Origin of the sequence: Microlunatus sp. Gsoil 973 (genome assembly GCF_009707365.1) — a bacterium.
GTDB lineage: Bacteria > Actinomycetota > Actinomycetes > Propionibacteriales > Propionibacteriaceae > Microlunatus.
This window is the reverse complement of sequence record NZ_CP046122.1, coordinates 4408623-4424406: the sequence shown is the minus strand read 5'-3', so window position 1 is coordinate 4424406 and position 15784 is coordinate 4408623. Positions and strand designations below refer to the sequence as shown.

Genomic DNA, 15784 nt, shown 5'->3' with positions numbered 1-15784 from the left:
TCACGTTGCCGGCGCGATCTTGGACAGGCCGTTCACGATCCGGTCGTAGATGTCGCCGTTCTTGTGGTCGGTCAGATTGGACAACATCTTCAAGGTGAACTGCATGACCACCTTGCGGGGCAGGCCGTAGCGGACGCAGGCCTTCATGATCGCCGGCTGGGCGATGATCTTGGTGAACACCCGGCCCAACGAGTAGTAACCGCCCCAGGTCTCGCGCAGCCGGGCCGGATAGCCGTGCAAGGCCTTCTCGGCACTCGGGGTACCGACGCCGCGATAGTGCGCCTCGGCGATCGCTTCGGCAGCCATCTCTGCGGACTCCATCGCGTACGGGATGCCCTCACCGTTGAACGGGCTGACCATCCCTCCGGCATCTCCGACCAGCAGCAGTCCGCGGCTGTAGTGCGGCATGCGGTTGAAGGCCATCGGCAGTGCCGCGCCCAGCACCCGGCCGACCTGGTTCTCGTCCCGAAAGCCCCACTCGGCCGGGGTGTTGTCCATCCACACCTTGAGCATCTGCTTGTAGTCGACCTTGCCGAACGCCTTGGACGTGTTGAGGATGCCCAGCCCGACGTTGCAGGTGCCGTCACCCAGCGGGAAGATCCAGCCGTACCCGGGCAGCAGGTCGGACTCCCCCGGCTTTCCGGTCCACAACTCCGGCCAGGATTCGATGTACGGGCTGGTGTGTAACGGGCTCTTGTAGTAGGTGCGGACCGCGACGCCCATCGGCAGCTTCTCGCGCCGGTTGATCCCCATACCGATGCTGATCCGAGTGGAGTTGCCATCGGCAGCAACCACCAGCGGAGCGCTGAACCGCTGCCCGTCCTTGGTGATCACGCCGGTGATCCGGTCCGACACCGGGTCGATGACGGGTTCGGTGACATTGGCAAGTTCGTAGAGCTTGGCACCGGAGGCGACGGCGTTCTCGGCCAGGATCTGGTCGAAGTCGGCGCGTTGCCGGGTGACCCCGAAGCCCGGGTAGTCGACCAGATCGGGCCAGTCGAGATCCCAGTGCCGGCCGCCGGCCCAGAACCGCAGGCCCCGCTGGTGTGCCCAGCCGTTCTGGGTCGAGATGTCGACGCCGAGCTTGATCAGCTGCTTGGTGCCGCGCGGGGTGAGCCCGTCGCCGCAGACCTTCTCACGCGGGAACTTGGTCTTCTCCAACAGCGACACGTCCAGGCCGCTGCGCGCCAGGTAGGTCGCAGCCGCCGAACCAGCCGGTCCGGCGCCGACGACAATCACATCACTGGTGATCGCGCCGCTTTCGCTGCCAGTCATCAAACACTCCGAGGGACTTAGTGAAACTCTTCACTAGCTACCGGTCACTCTACGACGGGACAACCCCGGGAGTCACGTCGGTACCCGGGCTAGTGAACCCGGCCTTGCCGAATAGGTCAATTCCACGGCTGAAGCAGCGTTTCCCCTTGCCAACAGCACTATTTTCGCAACCGCGACCTTGCGTAATCCGGCCGAGGTAAATGGTTGGCCGGACGGCACCTCGGCAGCCTAGGCTCCCCGGTCTGTGAGCTCTGAGGAGGATCTCGGTCCGGTCCCGGTCCGGCTTCCGCTTGATGAGGACCTGGTCCGCCGGTTGGTCGCCGCACAGTTCCCCGGGTGGGCCGACCTGGAGATCCGGCGGGTTGCCGAGCAGGGTTGGGACAATCGCACCTTCCACCTCGGCCCGGCGATGTCGGTCCGGCTGCCCAGCGCCGAGCCGTACGCGCTGGCCGTGCAGAAGGAGCAGCGGTGGTTGCCGGTGCTGGCACCCCGGCTCCCGCTGCCGATTCCGGTGCCGCTCGGCCACGGCAGCCCGACCGAGGAGTATCCGCACCCGTGGTCGGTGTACGGGTGGCTGCCCGGGCAGCCGGCCGATCGTTCGCTGATCACCGACCTGCGCCGGTTCGCCGCCGAGCTCGCCCGGTTCCTGCTGGCGCTGCAGTCGGTGGACACCGACGGCGGCCCGGGGCCGGGGGTGCACAACTGGTTTCGCGGGGGCCCGCTGATCAGATTCGTCGGGCTGGTCGACGACTCGCTGCCCGCCCTGCCGGACCAGAGCGGTGCCGATCAGCTGCGCCGACTGTGGCGGTGCGCGCTCGATGCCGGACCCAGCGGGTCGCCGGTGTGGTTCCACGGCGACATTGCTGCGGGCAACCTGCTGGTCAAGGACGGCGAGCTGGCGGCGGTGATCGACTTCGGCACCTGCGGCGTCGGCGATCCGGCCTGCGACCTGGCGATCGCCTGGACCCTGCTGGACAGCGAGAGCCGGCCGGTGTTCCTGCAGGCCCTCGGTGCCGACCCGGCACTGATCGCCCGGGCCCGCGGCTGGGTGTTGTGGAAGGCGGTGTCGGGTATCGCGGCAGACGTGGCTGACGGCGTGGAGCCGCGGGTGGACGCGCTCTACGCGCTCGATCAACTCCTGACCGAAACGGACTCGGTCCGGGCCGACTCAGAGGTGTAGTTCGCGGACGAAGATGGCGGCAGCGGTCGGTCCGATCCCCTTGAACTCCTGGACGCGCTTCTTGATCACCGTCTTGTCGACGGTCCGGCCGTCGTCACCACGGGTGATCTTGGTGAGCCGTCCGCCGTACCGGTCCTGGGCGTCCTGGCCGAGTCTGATCAACTCGCTCGCGGTCGATTCGTCGTAGCGCTTGTAGCCTCCCGCGCCGAGCAGGTCGACCAGCTGTTGCCAATCCGCGTCGGCCAGCTTCTTCGGATTCAGCAGCCTCGCCTTGTCCAGCTCCTTGAATGCTGCGGCGGCGATGTCCTGGCTGATCCGGCGGCCGAACAGGTCACAGGCGACCAGCCATCTGAACAGTTGGGTGTCGGTGCCCTTGCTCAGGTCGAGGCCGAGATCATCGGGGCCGATCCGGTCCTTGCGGGTGGTAGCAGCCATGGCCGCCCGCGTACCCGGTACGGCCACGGCGAATCAGCCGGCCAGCGCGTCCCTCATGGGCACCAGTTTGGCGACGGATTCGGCCAGTTCGGCCTCGGGATCGGAGCCACCGACGATGCCGCAGCCTGCGTAGAGCCGGATCTGTCGCGGGTCGTCGGGATCGATCCTGCCGCAGCGCAGGGCGATGGCCCATTCACCGTCACCGTCGGCGTCGATCCAGCCGACCGGACCGGCGTAGCGGTCGCGGTCCAGCTGCTCCAACTCGGCGATGGTCGCCCGGGCCGCACCGGTCGGCGTGCCACAGACCGCGGCACTGGGATGCAGGGCGGCCGCCAGGGCCAGCGAACTGGAACCGGGATCGGCCACCGCGGTGACGTCGGTGGCCAGGTGAAGCACGTTGGGCAGTTCCAGGACGTATGGGGCGTCGGGGACGTTCATCCCCGAGCAGTGCGGCGCCAGCGCGCGGGCCACCGACGCGACGGCGTACTCGTGTTCTTCCAGATCCTTGCTGGACTGGGCGAGCGCAGCGGCCAGCGCAAGGTCCTGGGTGGTGTCGGAGGATCGCCGGATGGTGCCGGCCAGCACCCGCGAGGTGGCCAGGCCGGCCTCCCGACGGACCAGCATCTCCGGTGTTGCGCCGACCAGTCCGTCGACGTGATAGGTCCAGCAGGTGGCGTACTCGGTGGCCAGTCTGCTGACCAGCCGGCGTGGGTCGATCGGGGTGTCGGCGATGGCCACCAGTTCGCGGGCCAGAACGACCTTGTCCAGATCGGTCGTGGTGATCCGCTCGACGAGTTCGGCGACGACCCGCTGCCACTCGGGGCCGCTCAACTTTCCGTCGGCGAAGCTGACCGTGCCGGGAGCCTGGACCGGATCGATCGCCGGGGTGGGAATGGGGGGCGCGTAGGTCGGCCGGATCGTGGTGCGCCAGGCACGTCCGGCGCGTCGACCGATGATCAGTTCCGGGACGATGAGCACCGAGTCCGCGGTGGTGTTGTCCGGGTCGAAGACGAAGCTGCCGAAGGCGACGAAGCCGGTACCGGGCAGGTCCGCGCCGGGCAGGGTCGACTCGATGACGAGCTGGTCGCGGATCTCCCGCCACCACTGCTCGGCGTCGGCCGGTGAGGTGGCCTTGTGGCGGGCCGCCTCGCCGTAACCCACCACGCCCTCGCCGCGACGGATCCAGGCCAGTGTCGTCGCGTCCGGCATCACCGCCGGGAGCGGTCCCGGGTCGGCGATCTCCTCGGTCGCGACATGCAGTCTCGGCCGTGCGATCCCGCCGTCCGCAAGCGTCCTCACGTCGCTCAGATTAGCCGCGAACAGCAGCGAACCGGCGATTCGGCGGTTGTGACCTGCACCTCGTGATCTGCATCTCAGCCGCACGGCTGAAGGTATTCGGCTCGCACTCGGAGCCGGTGTCGGTGGATGATCCGGGGTATGCCCGGATCACGTACGCCGACCCCGCTGACCGTGCCGCATGCCGCGACGGCCCAACGTCCGGCCTGGCCCGAGCTGCCGAGCGCGGTGCAGGACTGGATCGTTGATCAACTCGGATCGCCGGTGATCTCGGCGATCAGCGAGCGCAGCGGGTACACCCCCGGCTTCGCGGCCCGACTCGTGCTGGCCGACGGTCGCCGGCTCTTCGCCAAGGTGGCGGGCTGGGGCCGGGAGTGGCTGCTGGACTCGTATGCGAAGGAGGCGACCAAGCGGCGCACGCTGCCGGACGCTGTCCCCGCGCCGGAGTTGATCACCGACGCCCGCACGGTGATCGACTCCGTCGACTGGCAGTTGTTGATCTTCACCGAGATCGACGGTCGTCCGCCGCACCGGCCGTGGACCGTCGACGACATCCGGATCGCTGTGCGGACGGTCGAGGCTGCAGCTCGCGCACTGACTCCGGCACCGGCCGGCTACCCGTGGCAGCCGTTGAGCGCAGAGCTCGGTGAGTTGTCACCGGACAAGGAAGAGATGATCACCGAGCGGTTCGGTGATCATGCCGCCGAGATGCGCGAGTTGGTGGCCGCGCTGCCCGAGCGATGCAACGGGACCACGCTGGTGCATGCCGACCTCCGGGACGACAACATGATCATCGGAGCCGACGGGCGTGGCTGGATCGTCGACTGGAACTTCCCGTTGCTCGGCAGGCAGTGGATCGATCTGGTGACGCTGTTGATCTCGGTACGCGGTGACGGTTGGGATGCCGACGCGATCCTCGCCGCAAGTCCGCTGGTCGGCCCCGGGGACCGGGAAGCCATCGACACCCTGCTCGCCGATCTGGCGCTCTACTACGCGATCGCCTCCGGCTCGCCCGAGCCGGACGGTTCGCCGTACCTCCGGGAACACCAGCGCTGGAGCCGTGAGGTCGTCGCGGACTGGCTCGCCGAACGCCGCAATTGGCCGAGGGGTCACTAAATCCTCAATCTGCGCGGCGTGTCGCGACCGACGATCAGATTTCGGGCGTCATCAGCACCCGATCTCTGCCCTGGGCAGATCTGCGGTGGGCAGATCGGCGAGAATCCAGGGCGCCGGCCGGGCAGTGTTGATCACGAACCCAGTTCGAGGAGGAATTCGTGATCACCCGCACCTACACCCGTGAGGCGATGACCCGGGAGGGGGAACCACAGTTCCGTTCCGGGCTCGATGATCAACTTGTCCAACGGCTGCTGGAGCAGCGCATCGTCGTGCTCGGGCAGCTGGTCGACGACGCGATCGCCAATCGGTTGTGCACCCAGCTGTTGCTGTTGTCCGCAGAGGATCCCAAGGCCGACATCAGCCTCTACATCAATTCGCCGGGCGGCTCGGTCACCGCAGGGCTCGCGGTCTATGACGTGATGAAGCTGATCCCCAACGATGTCAGCACGTTGGGCATGGGGCTCGCCGCGAGCATGGGGCAGTTCCTGCTCTCGGCGGGCACCAAGGGCAAGCGGTACTGCCTGCCGCACGCCCGGGTACTGATGCACCAGGGGTCGGCCGGTTTCGGCGGCACGACCGCCGACATCGAGATCCAGGCCGAGAACCTCGAGTACACCAACCAGTTGATGAACACGCTGATCGCCGAGCACACCGGGCAGACGAAGGCAACCATCGACGCCGACTCGCTGCGTGACCGCTGGTTCACCGCAGAGCAGGCTCTGGACTACGGCTTCATCGACGCCGTGGTCAGTGAGGTGTCCGATGTCCGCCCCGCCGTCCGGACCCGGTCCGCCCGGTTGTAACCCCAGGAGTTGATCATGAGCCAATACACCATCCCGACCGTTGTCGAGAAGACGCTGCGTGGCGAGCGTGTGTCCGACATCTACTCCCGGCTGCTGAGCGACCGGATCATCTTCCTGGGTACGCCGATCGACGACGGCGTCGCCAACGTGATCATCGCCCAGTTGCTGCATCTGGATTCGGAGAACTCCGACTCCGACATCGGCTTCTACATCAATTCTCCGGGCGGTTCACTGACCGCGCTGATGGGCATCTACGACACCATGCAGTTCGTCAGCGCCGAGATCGCCACGGTCTGCATCGGCCAGGCGGCGTCGTCGGCGGCGGTGCTGTTGGCAGCGGGCACCCACGGCAAGCGATCAGTGTTGCCGCACTCCCGGATCCTGCTGCACCAGCCGTCCGGAAGCGCCGAGGGCACGCTGCCCGATCTTGCCGTACAGGCCAAGGAGATCGTACGGCTCAGGGCGCAACTGAACGACGTGCTCAGCCGGCACACCGGGCAGCCGATCGACAAGATCAAGACCGATACCGACCGTGACCTGATCCTGACCCCGGAGCAGGCGATCGAGTACGGAGTCGTCGACCAGGTGATGCAGCCGCGGGACGTCAGGACGGCGGCCTATCGGATCGGTTAGCGTTCCCCCGGTCTGGATCAGCCCGCGACCGTGATCAAGTCCTCGGTCCGCCCCTTTTGGTGCAGCCAGCAGCGGGCCCAATGGCCGTCGCCGAAGGTCGTCGGTTCGGGTAGGCCAACCCGGCATTCCGCCATGGCGAACGGGCAGCGTGGATGGAAGCGGCATCCTGACGGCGGGTCGATCAGACTGGGCGGCTCGTCCGGCCCGTCGTCGAGATCGTCGAGGTCATCGCCGGGTTCGTCGCGACCGCGGGCCGGATCGGGCGAGGCGGCGACGAACGGGGCCATCGAAATGTTTCGAGGAAGCCGGCCCGGGTGAGGCGGGTCGCGGATCAGGCGGCAAGGGCCAGCACGTCGCCGGCGCGGCCGACGCGGCCGGTGATGCGCCGGGCGGCGACCGTACGCGGCCGGTCCGCTTCGGCTGCCTGGGCGCGGCGTGCGATCAGGTCGATGTAGGTCCGTGAGACCAGGTCGACCAGATCGAGTTCGAGTGCGCCGCAGACGGCCGCCAGCATCTCCGAGGACGGTTCCTTGCGGCCGCGCTCGATCTCGGACAGGTAGGGGACGGAGATCCCGGCCCGGTCGGCGACATCGGACAGGGTCCGTTGCTGGTCGTGTCGGGCCTGGCGGAGCACCCCGCCGAGCAGCGTACGCAGCAGCGGATCACGACGGTCCGGGCGGCGGTTCAGCGGTACGACGGTTCCGTCGGGCCGGCTCCGGCCGTCGGGCTGCTCCTGATCGGTGCGCTGTGCTGCTTCGGTCATGGAAAAACGCTAGCCCCGCCGCGGACCTGGAGCACCGTGCTTTCGCTGCCAGCAGAAAGCCCCGGGCGACGAGCCCGGGACACCTGGCAGACTGCCGCCATGATTCCGGTCAGCAGCACCGCCCGGCGGATGACCTCAAGCGCCATCCGGGAGATTCTCAAGATCACCCAGCGCCCCGAGGTGATCTCGTTCGCCGGCGGTCTGCCGGCACCGGAACTCTTCCCGGTCGACCCCATCCGGGCCGCCGCCGACCGGGTGCTGGCCGAGCACGGCCGACAGGCCCTTCAGTACTCGACCACCGAGGGACACCTGCCGCTGCGCCGGTGGATCGCCGAACGCAGTGAAATCACCGCCGACATGGTGCAGATCACCACAGGCAGCCAGCAGGGCCTCGACCTGCTCGGCCGGGTGCTGATCGATCCGGGAGACATCGTGCTGGTCGAGTCGCCGACCTATCTCGGGGCACTGCAGGCATTCACCCCGTACGCGCCACGGTTCGTCGAGGTCGCCACCGACGACGACGGCATCATTCCCGAGGCACTCGACGAACTGCTCGGCCGGGTCGACGGGCGACTGCTCTACACCGTCCCGACCTTCCAGAACCCGACCGGGCGGACGCTGTCGGCGCAGCGGCGGTTGGCCCTGCTCGAGATCACCCGTCGGCACCTTGTGACGGTGATCGAGGACGGGCCGTACAACGAACTGCGTTTCCGCGGCCAGGAGGTCGAGACGTTGTTCAGCCTGGCCCGGCGCACGACGCCCGACGACGACTTGAACGTGATCATGCTCGGCACCTTCTCCAAGGTGTTGGCGCCGGGTCTCCGGGACGCCTGGGTGCAGGGCCCACGCCACGTGATCGACAAGCTCGTGCAGGCCAAACAGGCGGCAGACCTGCACTCGCCCACGCTCAACCAGATGATCATCACCGAACTGCTCGACGACGTGCTTGCCGAGCAGATCAAGATCATCCGGGAGGCCTACGGTCAGCGCGCGGCGATCATGATCGACGCGGTCGCCCGGGAACTGCCCACCGGCGTCAGCTGTACCGATCCCGACGGCGGCATGTTCTGCTGGGTGAGCCTGCCCGACGAATCCATCGACACCGAAGCGATGCTGCCGGAAGCGGTGGCCAACAACGTCGCCTACGTTCCCGGACGGCCTTTCTACGCCGCCGGGGAGCGGCGCAACACGCTGCGGTTGAGCTACGCCACCTCGACCGAGGACCAGATCCGTACCGGGATCGCCGACCTGGGACGGGTGATCGCCGAACGGCTCAGCTCCCGGCCCGCTGCTGACGCTCCGCTCTGAGCTGTTTCTGCTGTTCCTCGGCCTGGGTCTTCATCGAGTCCCAGTCGAGGGTCAACAGGACGAGCGCGACGATCGCGGCGATCACCAAGGAGACCACCGGTGACATGCCCAGCAGCAACGGTGCGGTGATCAACAGGCACATGTCGAAGCCGCGGATCATGCCGATCACGAGTCCGGGCGGGATCGCGCCGAACTGGCTGGCGACCGCCGGGCCGCCGAAGTTCGGCGGTTTCCCGGTGGTCCAGCGGACCGCGCCGAGGAAGCCGGCGGCAGCCGTGACCAGAGCCATCAGGACGGCATCGGGAAGCGTGTGATGATCACTGGCGAACCCGAGGAACGCCGGGATGGTGGCGATCCCCCACAGCCCCGCGATCACGGCCGGCACGGCGACCGTGGCACGCTTGATCGCCTTGTTGGTGAACGGCATCGCCCTGGCCAACCCGCCCGTCCGGGTGAGCACCCGCAGGCCGTTGAGCATCGGCACCATGGCGCCGAACAGCACGAGGGAACCGAAGATCGGCATCACGCTGCCCATGCCGAGCGCGTCGACCGCGTACGGCACGACGAGGCTCAGCGCGACCCACAGCAACGGCTGCGGGCTGCGCACCAACCGTTGCGCCTCGCGCCAGATCAGCGGCTGCAGGCCGATGCCGCGGCCGGGCCTGGACCGGACGTGGCCGATCTCCATGGCACGACGGTCGACCACGATGTCGCGGATCAATCCGAAGTCAAGGGCGAAGAACGCGCCCGAGATGCCGCTGACCAATGCGCCGCCGGACAGCAGCCGAGTACGCCGGATCTGGTTGAGCCGCGCCAGGGCCAGCACAGAGGACAGCACAAGGACGATCGCCGCCGCGGCGATCAGGGCGAATCCGATCTGCACCGCGCGAGTGGAGTCGACTCCCAGCACGACCCACCTGGCCGCGACGGCGATCACTGCCAGCAGTGCGACCAGACCGAGGAGACCGAAGAGGTAGCTGACCAGTCTCGCCGGCAGATGCCGCTCGGCACCCTGCTCGGCGGCGGCGAAGGAGATCGCGGCTGAGGCCGACAGGCCCGTGCCCACCGCCCAGACGATGATCTCGTCCAACGGTGAACCGGTCAGCGCGGCGATCAGCCCACCGGCGAGCATGCCGATGCCCAGCCCCGCGGCGGTGATGCCGATCAGTCGCGGCGTCAGCAGCCGTTTGCGCTGCACCGGGGCGTCCAGCAGCCAGAAGCCCTCGGCCGCCGAGGCCAACACCGGACCGAAGAGCCGGCTCAGCACGAGGGCGGCTGCGACGCAGAGGGCGAAGGTTGCCCAGGGCAACAGCGTCCGGGCCGACAGACATGCCTGGGTGTTGCATTCCGACACGACACCCTGGGCCTGGATGACCACGTTGGCGATCATGGCGCCGACGAGCAGGAAACCGAAGACGGCGATGTAACCGTCGGACAGGGCTTGGCCGAGGGACCGGGTGGCACGCCCGGTCCGCCAGTCCTTGATCATCAGCTTGAGCTCTTTGGCCGTCGCCGGATCGTCGGCGATCAGCGGAGCGCGCTGCCCGTGCTCGGCGAACGGGAGGTCTGCGGTGCTCATCGGTTGCTCACCGGTTCCGCCGCTGGTTCGCCGTCGACTTGGGCTTGCGGCCCTGGCTGGGGCGCGGCTTCTTGGCGGGCTGCTTCTGTGCGGTCTTCTCCGCCGCCTTCTGGGTGGACTGTCCGGCGACGGCGACCGACGGCTCCCCGGGGACCACGGTCTCCGGAGTGAGCGAGGGCTCCGCCAGACTCTGGTCGGTCGCCGGACCGACCGCGTCGCCGTCGCGGGCCGCACCAAGATGCAGGATCCGGGTCGCCACCGAGTTGACCAGGGACGGTTCGTGGCTGGCGAACACGATGGCCAGCCCGTTCTGCCGCTCCTCGCGCAGCCGGCCGGCCAGCCAGGCGATGCCCTCGGTGTCCAACCGTTGCTCCGGCTCGTCCAGGATGAGCAGCTTGCGGGGGCGTACGAATGCGGTCGCCAGGGCCAACCGGCGGCGCTGGCCCGAGGACAGCGTCCCCGGCAACTGGCCGGACTGCGGGATCAGCTGGACCTCGTGCAGGATCTCGTCGACGACCGGCTCGGGGTCACTCAGGCCGTGTGCCCGGGCCAGCAGATCGAGGTGTTCGACAACGCTCAGGTCGGGGAAGAAGTCCAGGTCGTCGATGACGGTCGCCATGTCGCGGCGGATCTCGACGGCGGACTCGGTCAGTTTGGTGCCGTTGACCTCGATGGTGCCGTCGTCGGGCTTGTCGGCGCCGACCAGACAGCGCAGCAAGGTCGATTTGCCGGCGCCGTTACGTCCGGTGAGCGCTACCGCCTCACCCTCGCGTACCTCGAGATTGAACTTGTCCAGAATGGTCACCGGGCCGAAGGCGCGCCGGAGACCGGACACCTTCAACACCACTGAACCGCGCTTAGCCATATAGAGCATTGTGCCCCACGGATCAGGCTCGCCGAGAATGCGCCGGTGATCACCAGTGTCCGAGCCGAATGGCACCCTAGGCTGTCATGACGACGGCTGCCAGACTTGCGACCGGGGAGACGACCGGCGAAACGACCGAGGGCACCACCTCCTTCGCACTGGGTGCCTATGCCGCTCGCAGCTGTGCCGTCAAAACCCACAACGCCTTCGACCGGACCATTCCGCTGCACATCCGGGAGGTCGACGATCGGCTGGCCGAACTCTTCGAGGGCGGTCAGCAGTTCGAGGACGCGGTGATCGCTCGGATGGCTTCCGTCTCCCGCGGCCGGGTGATCGATCTCCGGCTGGCCGACGACCTGCCGCCCCGAATCCAGGCCGGTGCGACGGCCGAGGCGGTCGCCTCCGGAGCGGATCTGATCATCGGCTGCCTGCTACCCCGCGATCTTGATCATCACCGGTCCGGGCGTCCCGACGTGCTGGTCCGCGGTGAGGACCGTCCCGACGGCAGGCCGGGCTATCACGTCGTCGACATCAAGCACCACAAGATCCACGAGCGCAAGAAGCCGCTCGCCCAGCCGCGGCCGAACAGCTCGGTGCTGCTCAGCTCCTTCTCAGCACCGGCGCCGGTGCACGCCGACGAGGTGCCCGGATTCGGCTTCCGACTGACCTCCAGGGAGGCCGACCTGTTGCAGCTTGCCCACTACCAGCGGATGCTCGGCGATCTCGGCTGGGACGCTCCGGGGCGGCCGTTGGCGGGGCTGGTCGGCACCGACGACTGGATGCCCGACGTCGACGGGATGATCACCTGGATGGATCTGGCGGAGCCGCTGCTGCGGACGTTCTCCCGCAGCGACGATTCCGGGTGGACGGCGCGCAGCGCCTTGGAGCGGTACGACCACGAGCACGCGTTCCGCGTCGACGTCGCCACGATCGCGTTGCGTCGGTCCGGCGGTCCACACGATCCCCGGCCGCTGGTGGAACCGATCGTCGTCGCCGAGTGCTCCGGCTGTCAGTGGTGGGATCTCTGCCGGTCGAAACTCGCCGACGACGACGTCAGCCTGCGGATCGGCAAGGGTTCCCTTGACGTCCGCGAGATCGCCACGTTACGCGCCCACGGCATTTCGACGGTTGATCAACTCGCCGGAGTCGATCTTGACGAGTTGTTCGTCTGGTATCTGCCGGAGGTGACGCATCGGGCCGGCGCGGAGGACCGTCTCCGGCAGGCCGCGCGGCGGGCAAGGTTGATCACCGCCGGCATCGAGTTCGAACGCGTCACGTCCGGCCCGATCGAGGTCCCGGGCGCCGATGTCGAGATCGACTTCGACATCGAGACGACCGCCGAGGGCACGATCTATCTCTGGGGATTCCGTACCCACCGGGCCGGGTCGACCGGCGGTGTCTACCACCCGTTCGTCGACTTTTCCGACGTCGACGCAGACGCCGAACGTCGGCTCGCGGTCCGTGCGTTGACCTGGTTGCGCAGCCAGGCCGATGGCCCGGACAGTGTGCGCGTCTATCACTACAGCGGCTTCGAGACAGCGGCGTTGCGCCGACTCGCCGACAACTACCCGGACGAGCCGGTCTTCGCCTGGGCGTTGGAATTCGCCGAGACGTCCTTCTGCGACCTGCTCGCACTGGTCAAGCAACATTTCTTCGGCGTCAACGGGGTCGGCCTGAAGCCGGTGGCCAGCGCGGGAGCCGGGTTCAGCTGGCGGGACGACGACGCCGGTGGCCTGAATTCGACCCGCTGGTTCGTCGACGCGGTGCATGCCGAGGCGGCCGAGCAGCGCGAGCTGGCCAAGGAGCGGGTGCTCAACTACAACGAGGACGACGTGATCGCGACCGCACAGGTCAGAGCGTGGCTGCGAGCGAATTGAGTCGTTCGTTCATGGTCCGCCGATGATCGCGGTCGATCTCCACGTCGATGATCTCCAGCGATTGCGGCGCCCGGGCCAGCACGGGCCGAAGATCATCGAGGTCGGTGATCTTGGTGTAGTCGGCTGAGACCGCGGATGCCAGCCCGGCGAGATCGGTGTTGTGGGGTGTGCCGAACAGTCGTTCGAAGGCCCGCATCTGTGCCGGGTGTCCCTGCTCGAGGGTGGCGAAGATGCTGCCGCCATTGTCGTCGGCGACGATGATCCGCAGTCGCGGTCGCGGCTCGGCCGGTCCGATGATCAGGCCGTTCGAGTCGTGCAGGAAGGTCAGATCACCCAGCAGGGCGTGCGCCGGCTGGTCCGCGGCCAGCGCCAGACCGATGGCGGTCGACACCGAACCGTCGATCCCGGCCAGTCCGCGATTGGCGTAGGTGGCCGGTGGGGTCGGCGACCAGCCCGTCAGATCAAGATCACGGACCGGGCTGGAGGAACCGATGAAGAGCAGGTCGTCTGCTCCGAGCGACTGCCAGATCAGCTCGGCCAGCGCCGCCCGGTGATCACCGCATCGTCGTCGATCACTCCGGTGATCAACGGGCGGACCGACCGGTCGGCCTGTCGCCACCGCGCCAGCCATTCGTCCGGTTCACGGTCCGGCAGGTCGAAAGCCGCTATCACCCGGTCGGCATTCATCGTCGGGTCGTTCCACTCCGGCGCCGGGTCGACGATGATCAACTCGATGTCGTCCCGGCCCAGAAGCCGGGTGACCGGCCGGGACAGGGTGGTGTGTCCGGCAACGATCACCCGTTCGATGTCGTCGACAAGCGAGGACTGCAGCAGCAGCCGGTAGCTGCTGATCGCCGTCGGACCGCCCCGGGCGTTGCTGGACGGCTCGGCCAGCAGCGGCACGGCGGCCCGTTCGGCCAGCCGTGCCAGCGCGCCGCCGTCGTCGGGTGACAGATCCCCGGCGATGATCACTGTCTGCGGCCCGTCCGGCAGTTCGGTGACCGCGGGCCCGGCGGCGGTGGCGACAACCTCGCGATAGTCCTCCTCGACGGCGGCGACCGGTTCGGGGACCAGCGGCTCGGACAGTCCGATGTTGAGGTGTATCGGGCCGCTGATCAGCGTGCGCAGGCCGGAGCAGGCGACCAGGGCTCGATTCAGGTGGAACCGCCAGGCCCGCGGGGATTGGTCATCGCTGGAGAGCTGCACCGCGGCGCGGACGTGGCCGGCGAAGAGACCCTGTTGCCGGGTGGTCTGGTTGGCGCCGGTGTCGATCATGGTCGCCGGCCGGTCGGCGGTGATCGCGATCAGCGGCACCCGGGAATGCCAGGCCTCCATCATCGCCGGATGAAGGTTGCCGGCCGCGGTCCCGGACGTGGTGACCACCGGAACCGGTGTTCCGGATGCCTTCGCCAGACCCAGGGCGGTGAAGGCGGCACTGCGTTCGTCGATCCGGACGTGCAGCCGGAGCAGACCGATCTTGTCGGCTTCGAAGAGTTCGTAGGCCAACGGCGCATTGCGCGAGCCGGGAGCCAGCACGGCGTCGCGGACGCCGTAGCTGATCAACTCCTCGACCACCACGCGTGCGCAGGCTGTCGATCCGGTCATCGCATCACGTCCTGGATCCGCTGGCCGTGCTCGGGCGGGTCGGCACCGAGTCCGCCCGGATCCTCTCCGGCGACGTGGAGCGTCTCCTCGAGCCGAGCCCGCCAGGCGGCCGCGACGGTGTCCGGTGCGGTGCAGCGGCGGATCGCATCCGGGTCGGGGTCGACCCGGCCGACCGGCAGCATTCCGTTCTCGGCGATCAACGGCTGCCGGGCGATGTCATCGGTGAGCAGCCGGATGGTGTTCAACCCGCAGGCGTACGGCAGCTCGGGCAGAGCGGCGGCGAGGGCGATGCCGGCGCGGATCCCGATGCTGGTTTCCACCGCGCTGGAGACGACCACCGGCAGACCGATGCGTTCGGCGATCTCCAGGCAGGCGCGCACGCCGCCCAACGGCTGGACCTTGAGCACGGCGATATCTGCGGCCTCGAGTTCGGCGACCCGGTAGGGGTCGTCGGCCCGGCGGATCGACTCGTCGGCGGCGATCGGAACGACCGGTCCGCGATCCCGGAGGCGGCGGCGCAGCTGGGCAAGCTCCTCGACCGTCCCGCAAGGCTGTTCGGCGTACTCCAGTCCGAAGGCGCTCAGCTCGGTCAACGCAGCGAGCGCCTCGTCCACGTCCCAGGCCCCGTTGGCGTCGACCCGGACCCGGCCGGCGGGGCCGAGGGCGGCGCGGACCGCAGCGACCCGGGCCAGGTCGTCGCTGGGCTTCGAGCCCGGATCGGCCACCTTGACCTTGGCGGTGCGGCAGCCGGATTCGGAGGCCATCCGGAACGCTGTCTTCGGGTCGACAACGGGGATCGTGCAGTTGACCGGCACCTGGTCCCGGACCGGCGACGGGAAATCCCGGTCGGCCTGTTCCTGGGCTGCCCGCAGCCACGGGACGGCTTCGGCGGGCGCGTAGTCCTCGAACGGGCTCCATTCGGCCCAGCCGGCCGGCCCCCGCCAGATCATTCCGCGACGTTCGGTGATGCCGCGGAAGCGGGTGCGCATCGCGATCGCGTACGTGGTGATGGCGGTCGCGGGCACGGCCTCAGTGTAGGAGCGGGGCGG

General features: G+C 68.3%; 15 protein-coding genes and 1 pseudogene. 6 read left to right on the top strand and 10 right to left on the bottom strand.

All coding sequences use genetic code 11. From position 1 onward, the window contains the following. A complete protein-coding gene (locus GJV80_RS20765) occupies window positions 1-1275 on the bottom strand; it encodes a geranylgeranyl reductase family protein (protein ID WP_154689522.1) in 1275 nt (424 codons plus the stop codon). A gap of 244 nt (window positions 1276-1519) precedes the next feature. On the opposite strand from GJV80_RS20765, the gene GJV80_RS20760 reads away from it, so the two are divergent. Next, complete coding sequence (locus GJV80_RS20760; protein WP_230207907.1) at window positions 1520-2455, top strand: aminoglycoside phosphotransferase family protein; 936 nt, start codon at window positions 1520-1522, stop codon at window positions 2453-2455. On the opposite strand, the gene GJV80_RS20755 is transcribed toward GJV80_RS20760, so the two are convergent. Together GJV80_RS20755 and GJV80_RS20750 are read right to left on the bottom strand one after the other, a co-directional pair. Then, window positions 2444-2890, bottom strand: coding sequence for a DNA methylase (locus GJV80_RS20755; protein ID WP_154689521.1), 447 nt, complete (start codon window positions 2888-2890; stop codon window positions 2444-2446). The genes GJV80_RS20760 and GJV80_RS20755 overlap by 12 nt on opposite strands. 33 nt (window positions 2891-2923) lie before the next feature. After that, entirely contained in the window at window positions 2924-4189 is a 1266-nt protein-coding gene (locus GJV80_RS20750; RefSeq protein WP_370518792.1) for an isochorismate synthase MenF, read from the bottom strand. Between the two features lie 138 nt (window positions 4190-4327). Here GJV80_RS20750 and GJV80_RS20745 point away from each other — a divergent pair, with 138 nt between their 5' ends. The 3 genes from GJV80_RS20745 to GJV80_RS20735 all read left to right on the top strand — a co-directional run bounded on the left by GJV80_RS20745 (window position 4328) and on the right by GJV80_RS20735 (window position 6738). Beyond that, complete coding sequence (locus GJV80_RS20745) at window positions 4328-5302, top strand: phosphotransferase (RefSeq protein WP_195909042.1); 975 nt, start codon at window positions 4328-4330, stop codon at window positions 5300-5302. 188 nt (window positions 5303-5490) lie between these two features. After that, window positions 5491-6105, top strand: coding sequence for a ClpP family protease (locus GJV80_RS20740; protein WP_154690420.1), 615 nt, complete (start codon window positions 5491-5493; stop codon window positions 6103-6105). Between the two features lie 15 nt (window positions 6106-6120). After that, window positions 6121-6738, top strand: coding sequence for an ATP-dependent Clp protease proteolytic subunit (locus tag GJV80_RS20735; protein ID WP_195909041.1), 618 nt, complete (start codon window positions 6121-6123; stop codon window positions 6736-6738). A 17-nt stretch (window positions 6739-6755) separates the two neighbouring features. Here GJV80_RS20735 and GJV80_RS20730 read toward each other — a convergent pair whose 3' ends face one another. Next, entirely contained in the window at window positions 6756-7025 is a 270-nt protein-coding gene (locus tag GJV80_RS20730) for an oligopeptide/dipeptide ABC transporter ATP-binding protein (RefSeq protein ID WP_230207906.1), read from the bottom strand. A 44-nt stretch (window positions 7026-7069) separates the two neighbouring features. Continuing rightward, window positions 7070-7501 (bottom strand): helix-turn-helix domain-containing protein, encoded by a 432-nt coding sequence (locus GJV80_RS24755; RefSeq protein ID WP_154689519.1) that lies wholly within the window; start codon window positions 7499-7501, stop codon window positions 7070-7072. Window positions 7502-7600: 99 nt separating this feature from the next. Here GJV80_RS24755 and GJV80_RS20720 point away from each other — a divergent pair, with 99 nt between their 5' ends. Further along, complete coding sequence (locus tag GJV80_RS20720; RefSeq protein ID WP_230207905.1) at window positions 7601-8809, top strand: PLP-dependent aminotransferase family protein; 1209 nt, start codon at window positions 7601-7603, stop codon at window positions 8807-8809. Here the strand turns inward: GJV80_RS20720 and GJV80_RS20715 are convergent. After that, a complete protein-coding gene (locus GJV80_RS20715; protein WP_154689518.1) occupies window positions 8775-10388 on the bottom strand; it encodes a DUF6297 family protein in 1614 nt (537 codons plus the stop codon). The two genes, GJV80_RS20720 and GJV80_RS20715, sit on opposite strands and share 35 nt — an antisense overlap. A gap of 223 nt (window positions 10389-10611) precedes the next feature. Continuing rightward, window positions 10612-11262, bottom strand: a pseudogene (locus GJV80_RS20710) (ATP-binding cassette domain-containing protein); the annotation flags it as partial. A gap of 77 nt (window positions 11263-11339) precedes the next feature. Between GJV80_RS20710 and GJV80_RS20705 the strand changes: the two are divergent. Next, the gene (locus tag GJV80_RS20705; protein ID WP_154689517.1) at window positions 11340-13130 is read left to right on the top strand and encodes a TM0106 family RecB-like putative nuclease; all 1791 of its coding nucleotides are present in this window, start codon (window positions 11340-11342) and stop codon (window positions 13128-13130) included. Here GJV80_RS20705 and GJV80_RS24360 read toward each other — a convergent pair. The 3 genes from GJV80_RS24360 to GJV80_RS20695 are packed head-to-tail and all read right to left on the bottom strand — an operon-like array spanning window position 13105 to window position 15760. Beyond that, complete coding sequence (locus tag GJV80_RS24360) at window positions 13105-13749, bottom strand: thiamine pyrophosphate-binding protein (RefSeq protein WP_230207904.1); 645 nt, start codon at window positions 13747-13749, stop codon at window positions 13105-13107. The genes GJV80_RS20705 and GJV80_RS24360 overlap by 26 nt on opposite strands. After that, window positions 13659-14735 (bottom strand): 2-succinyl-5-enolpyruvyl-6-hydroxy-3-cyclohexene-1-carboxylic-acid synthase, encoded by a 1077-nt coding sequence (menD, locus tag GJV80_RS20700; protein WP_230207903.1) that lies wholly within the window; start codon window positions 14733-14735, stop codon window positions 13659-13661. The genes GJV80_RS24360 and menD overlap by 91 nt, the downstream gene beginning before the upstream one ends. Continuing rightward, a complete protein-coding gene (locus GJV80_RS20695; RefSeq protein WP_370518791.1) occupies window positions 14732-15760 on the bottom strand; it encodes an o-succinylbenzoate synthase in 1029 nt (342 codons plus the stop codon). Before GJV80_RS20695 ends, menD begins: the two co-directional genes overlap by 4 nt. Window positions 15761-15784 lie beyond the last annotated feature (24 nt).

Excerpts from the sequence above, each read along its gene's own strand:
- GJV80_RS20765 (WP_154689522.1), bottom strand. The coding sequence starts at position 1,275 with ATGACTGGCAGCGAAAGCGGCGCGATCACCAGTGATGTGATTGTCGTC.
- GJV80_RS20755 (WP_154689521.1), bottom strand. The coding sequence starts at position 2,890 with ATGGCTGCTACCACCCGCAAGGACCGGATCGGCCCCGATGATCTCGGC.
- GJV80_RS20745 (WP_195909042.1), top strand. The coding sequence starts at position 4,328 with ATGCCCGGATCACGTACGCCGACCCCGCTGACCGTGCCGCATGCCGCG.
- GJV80_RS20740 (WP_154690420.1), top strand. The coding sequence starts at position 5,491 with ATGACCCGGGAGGGGGAACCACAGTTCCGTTCCGGGCTCGATGATCAA.
- GJV80_RS20735 (WP_195909041.1), top strand. The coding sequence starts at position 6,121 with ATGAGCCAATACACCATCCCGACCGTTGTCGAGAAGACGCTGCGTGGC.
- GJV80_RS20730 (WP_230207906.1), bottom strand. The coding sequence starts at position 7,025 with ATGGCCCCGTTCGTCGCCGCCTCGCCCGATCCGGCCCGCGGTCGCGAC.
- GJV80_RS24755 (WP_154689519.1), bottom strand. The coding sequence starts at position 7,501 with ATGACCGAAGCAGCACAGCGCACCGATCAGGAGCAGCCCGACGGCCGG.
- GJV80_RS20720 (WP_230207905.1), top strand. The coding sequence starts at position 7,601 with ATGATTCCGGTCAGCAGCACCGCCCGGCGGATGACCTCAAGCGCCATC.
- GJV80_RS20715 (WP_154689518.1), bottom strand. The coding sequence starts at position 10,388 with ATGAGCACCGCAGACCTCCCGTTCGCCGAGCACGGGCAGCGCGCTCCG.
- GJV80_RS20705 (WP_154689517.1), top strand. The coding sequence starts at position 11,340 with ATGACGACGGCTGCCAGACTTGCGACCGGGGAGACGACCGGCGAAACG.
- menD (WP_230207903.1), bottom strand. The coding sequence starts at position 14,735 with ATGACCGGATCGACAGCCTGCGCACGCGTGGTGGTCGAGGAGTTGATC.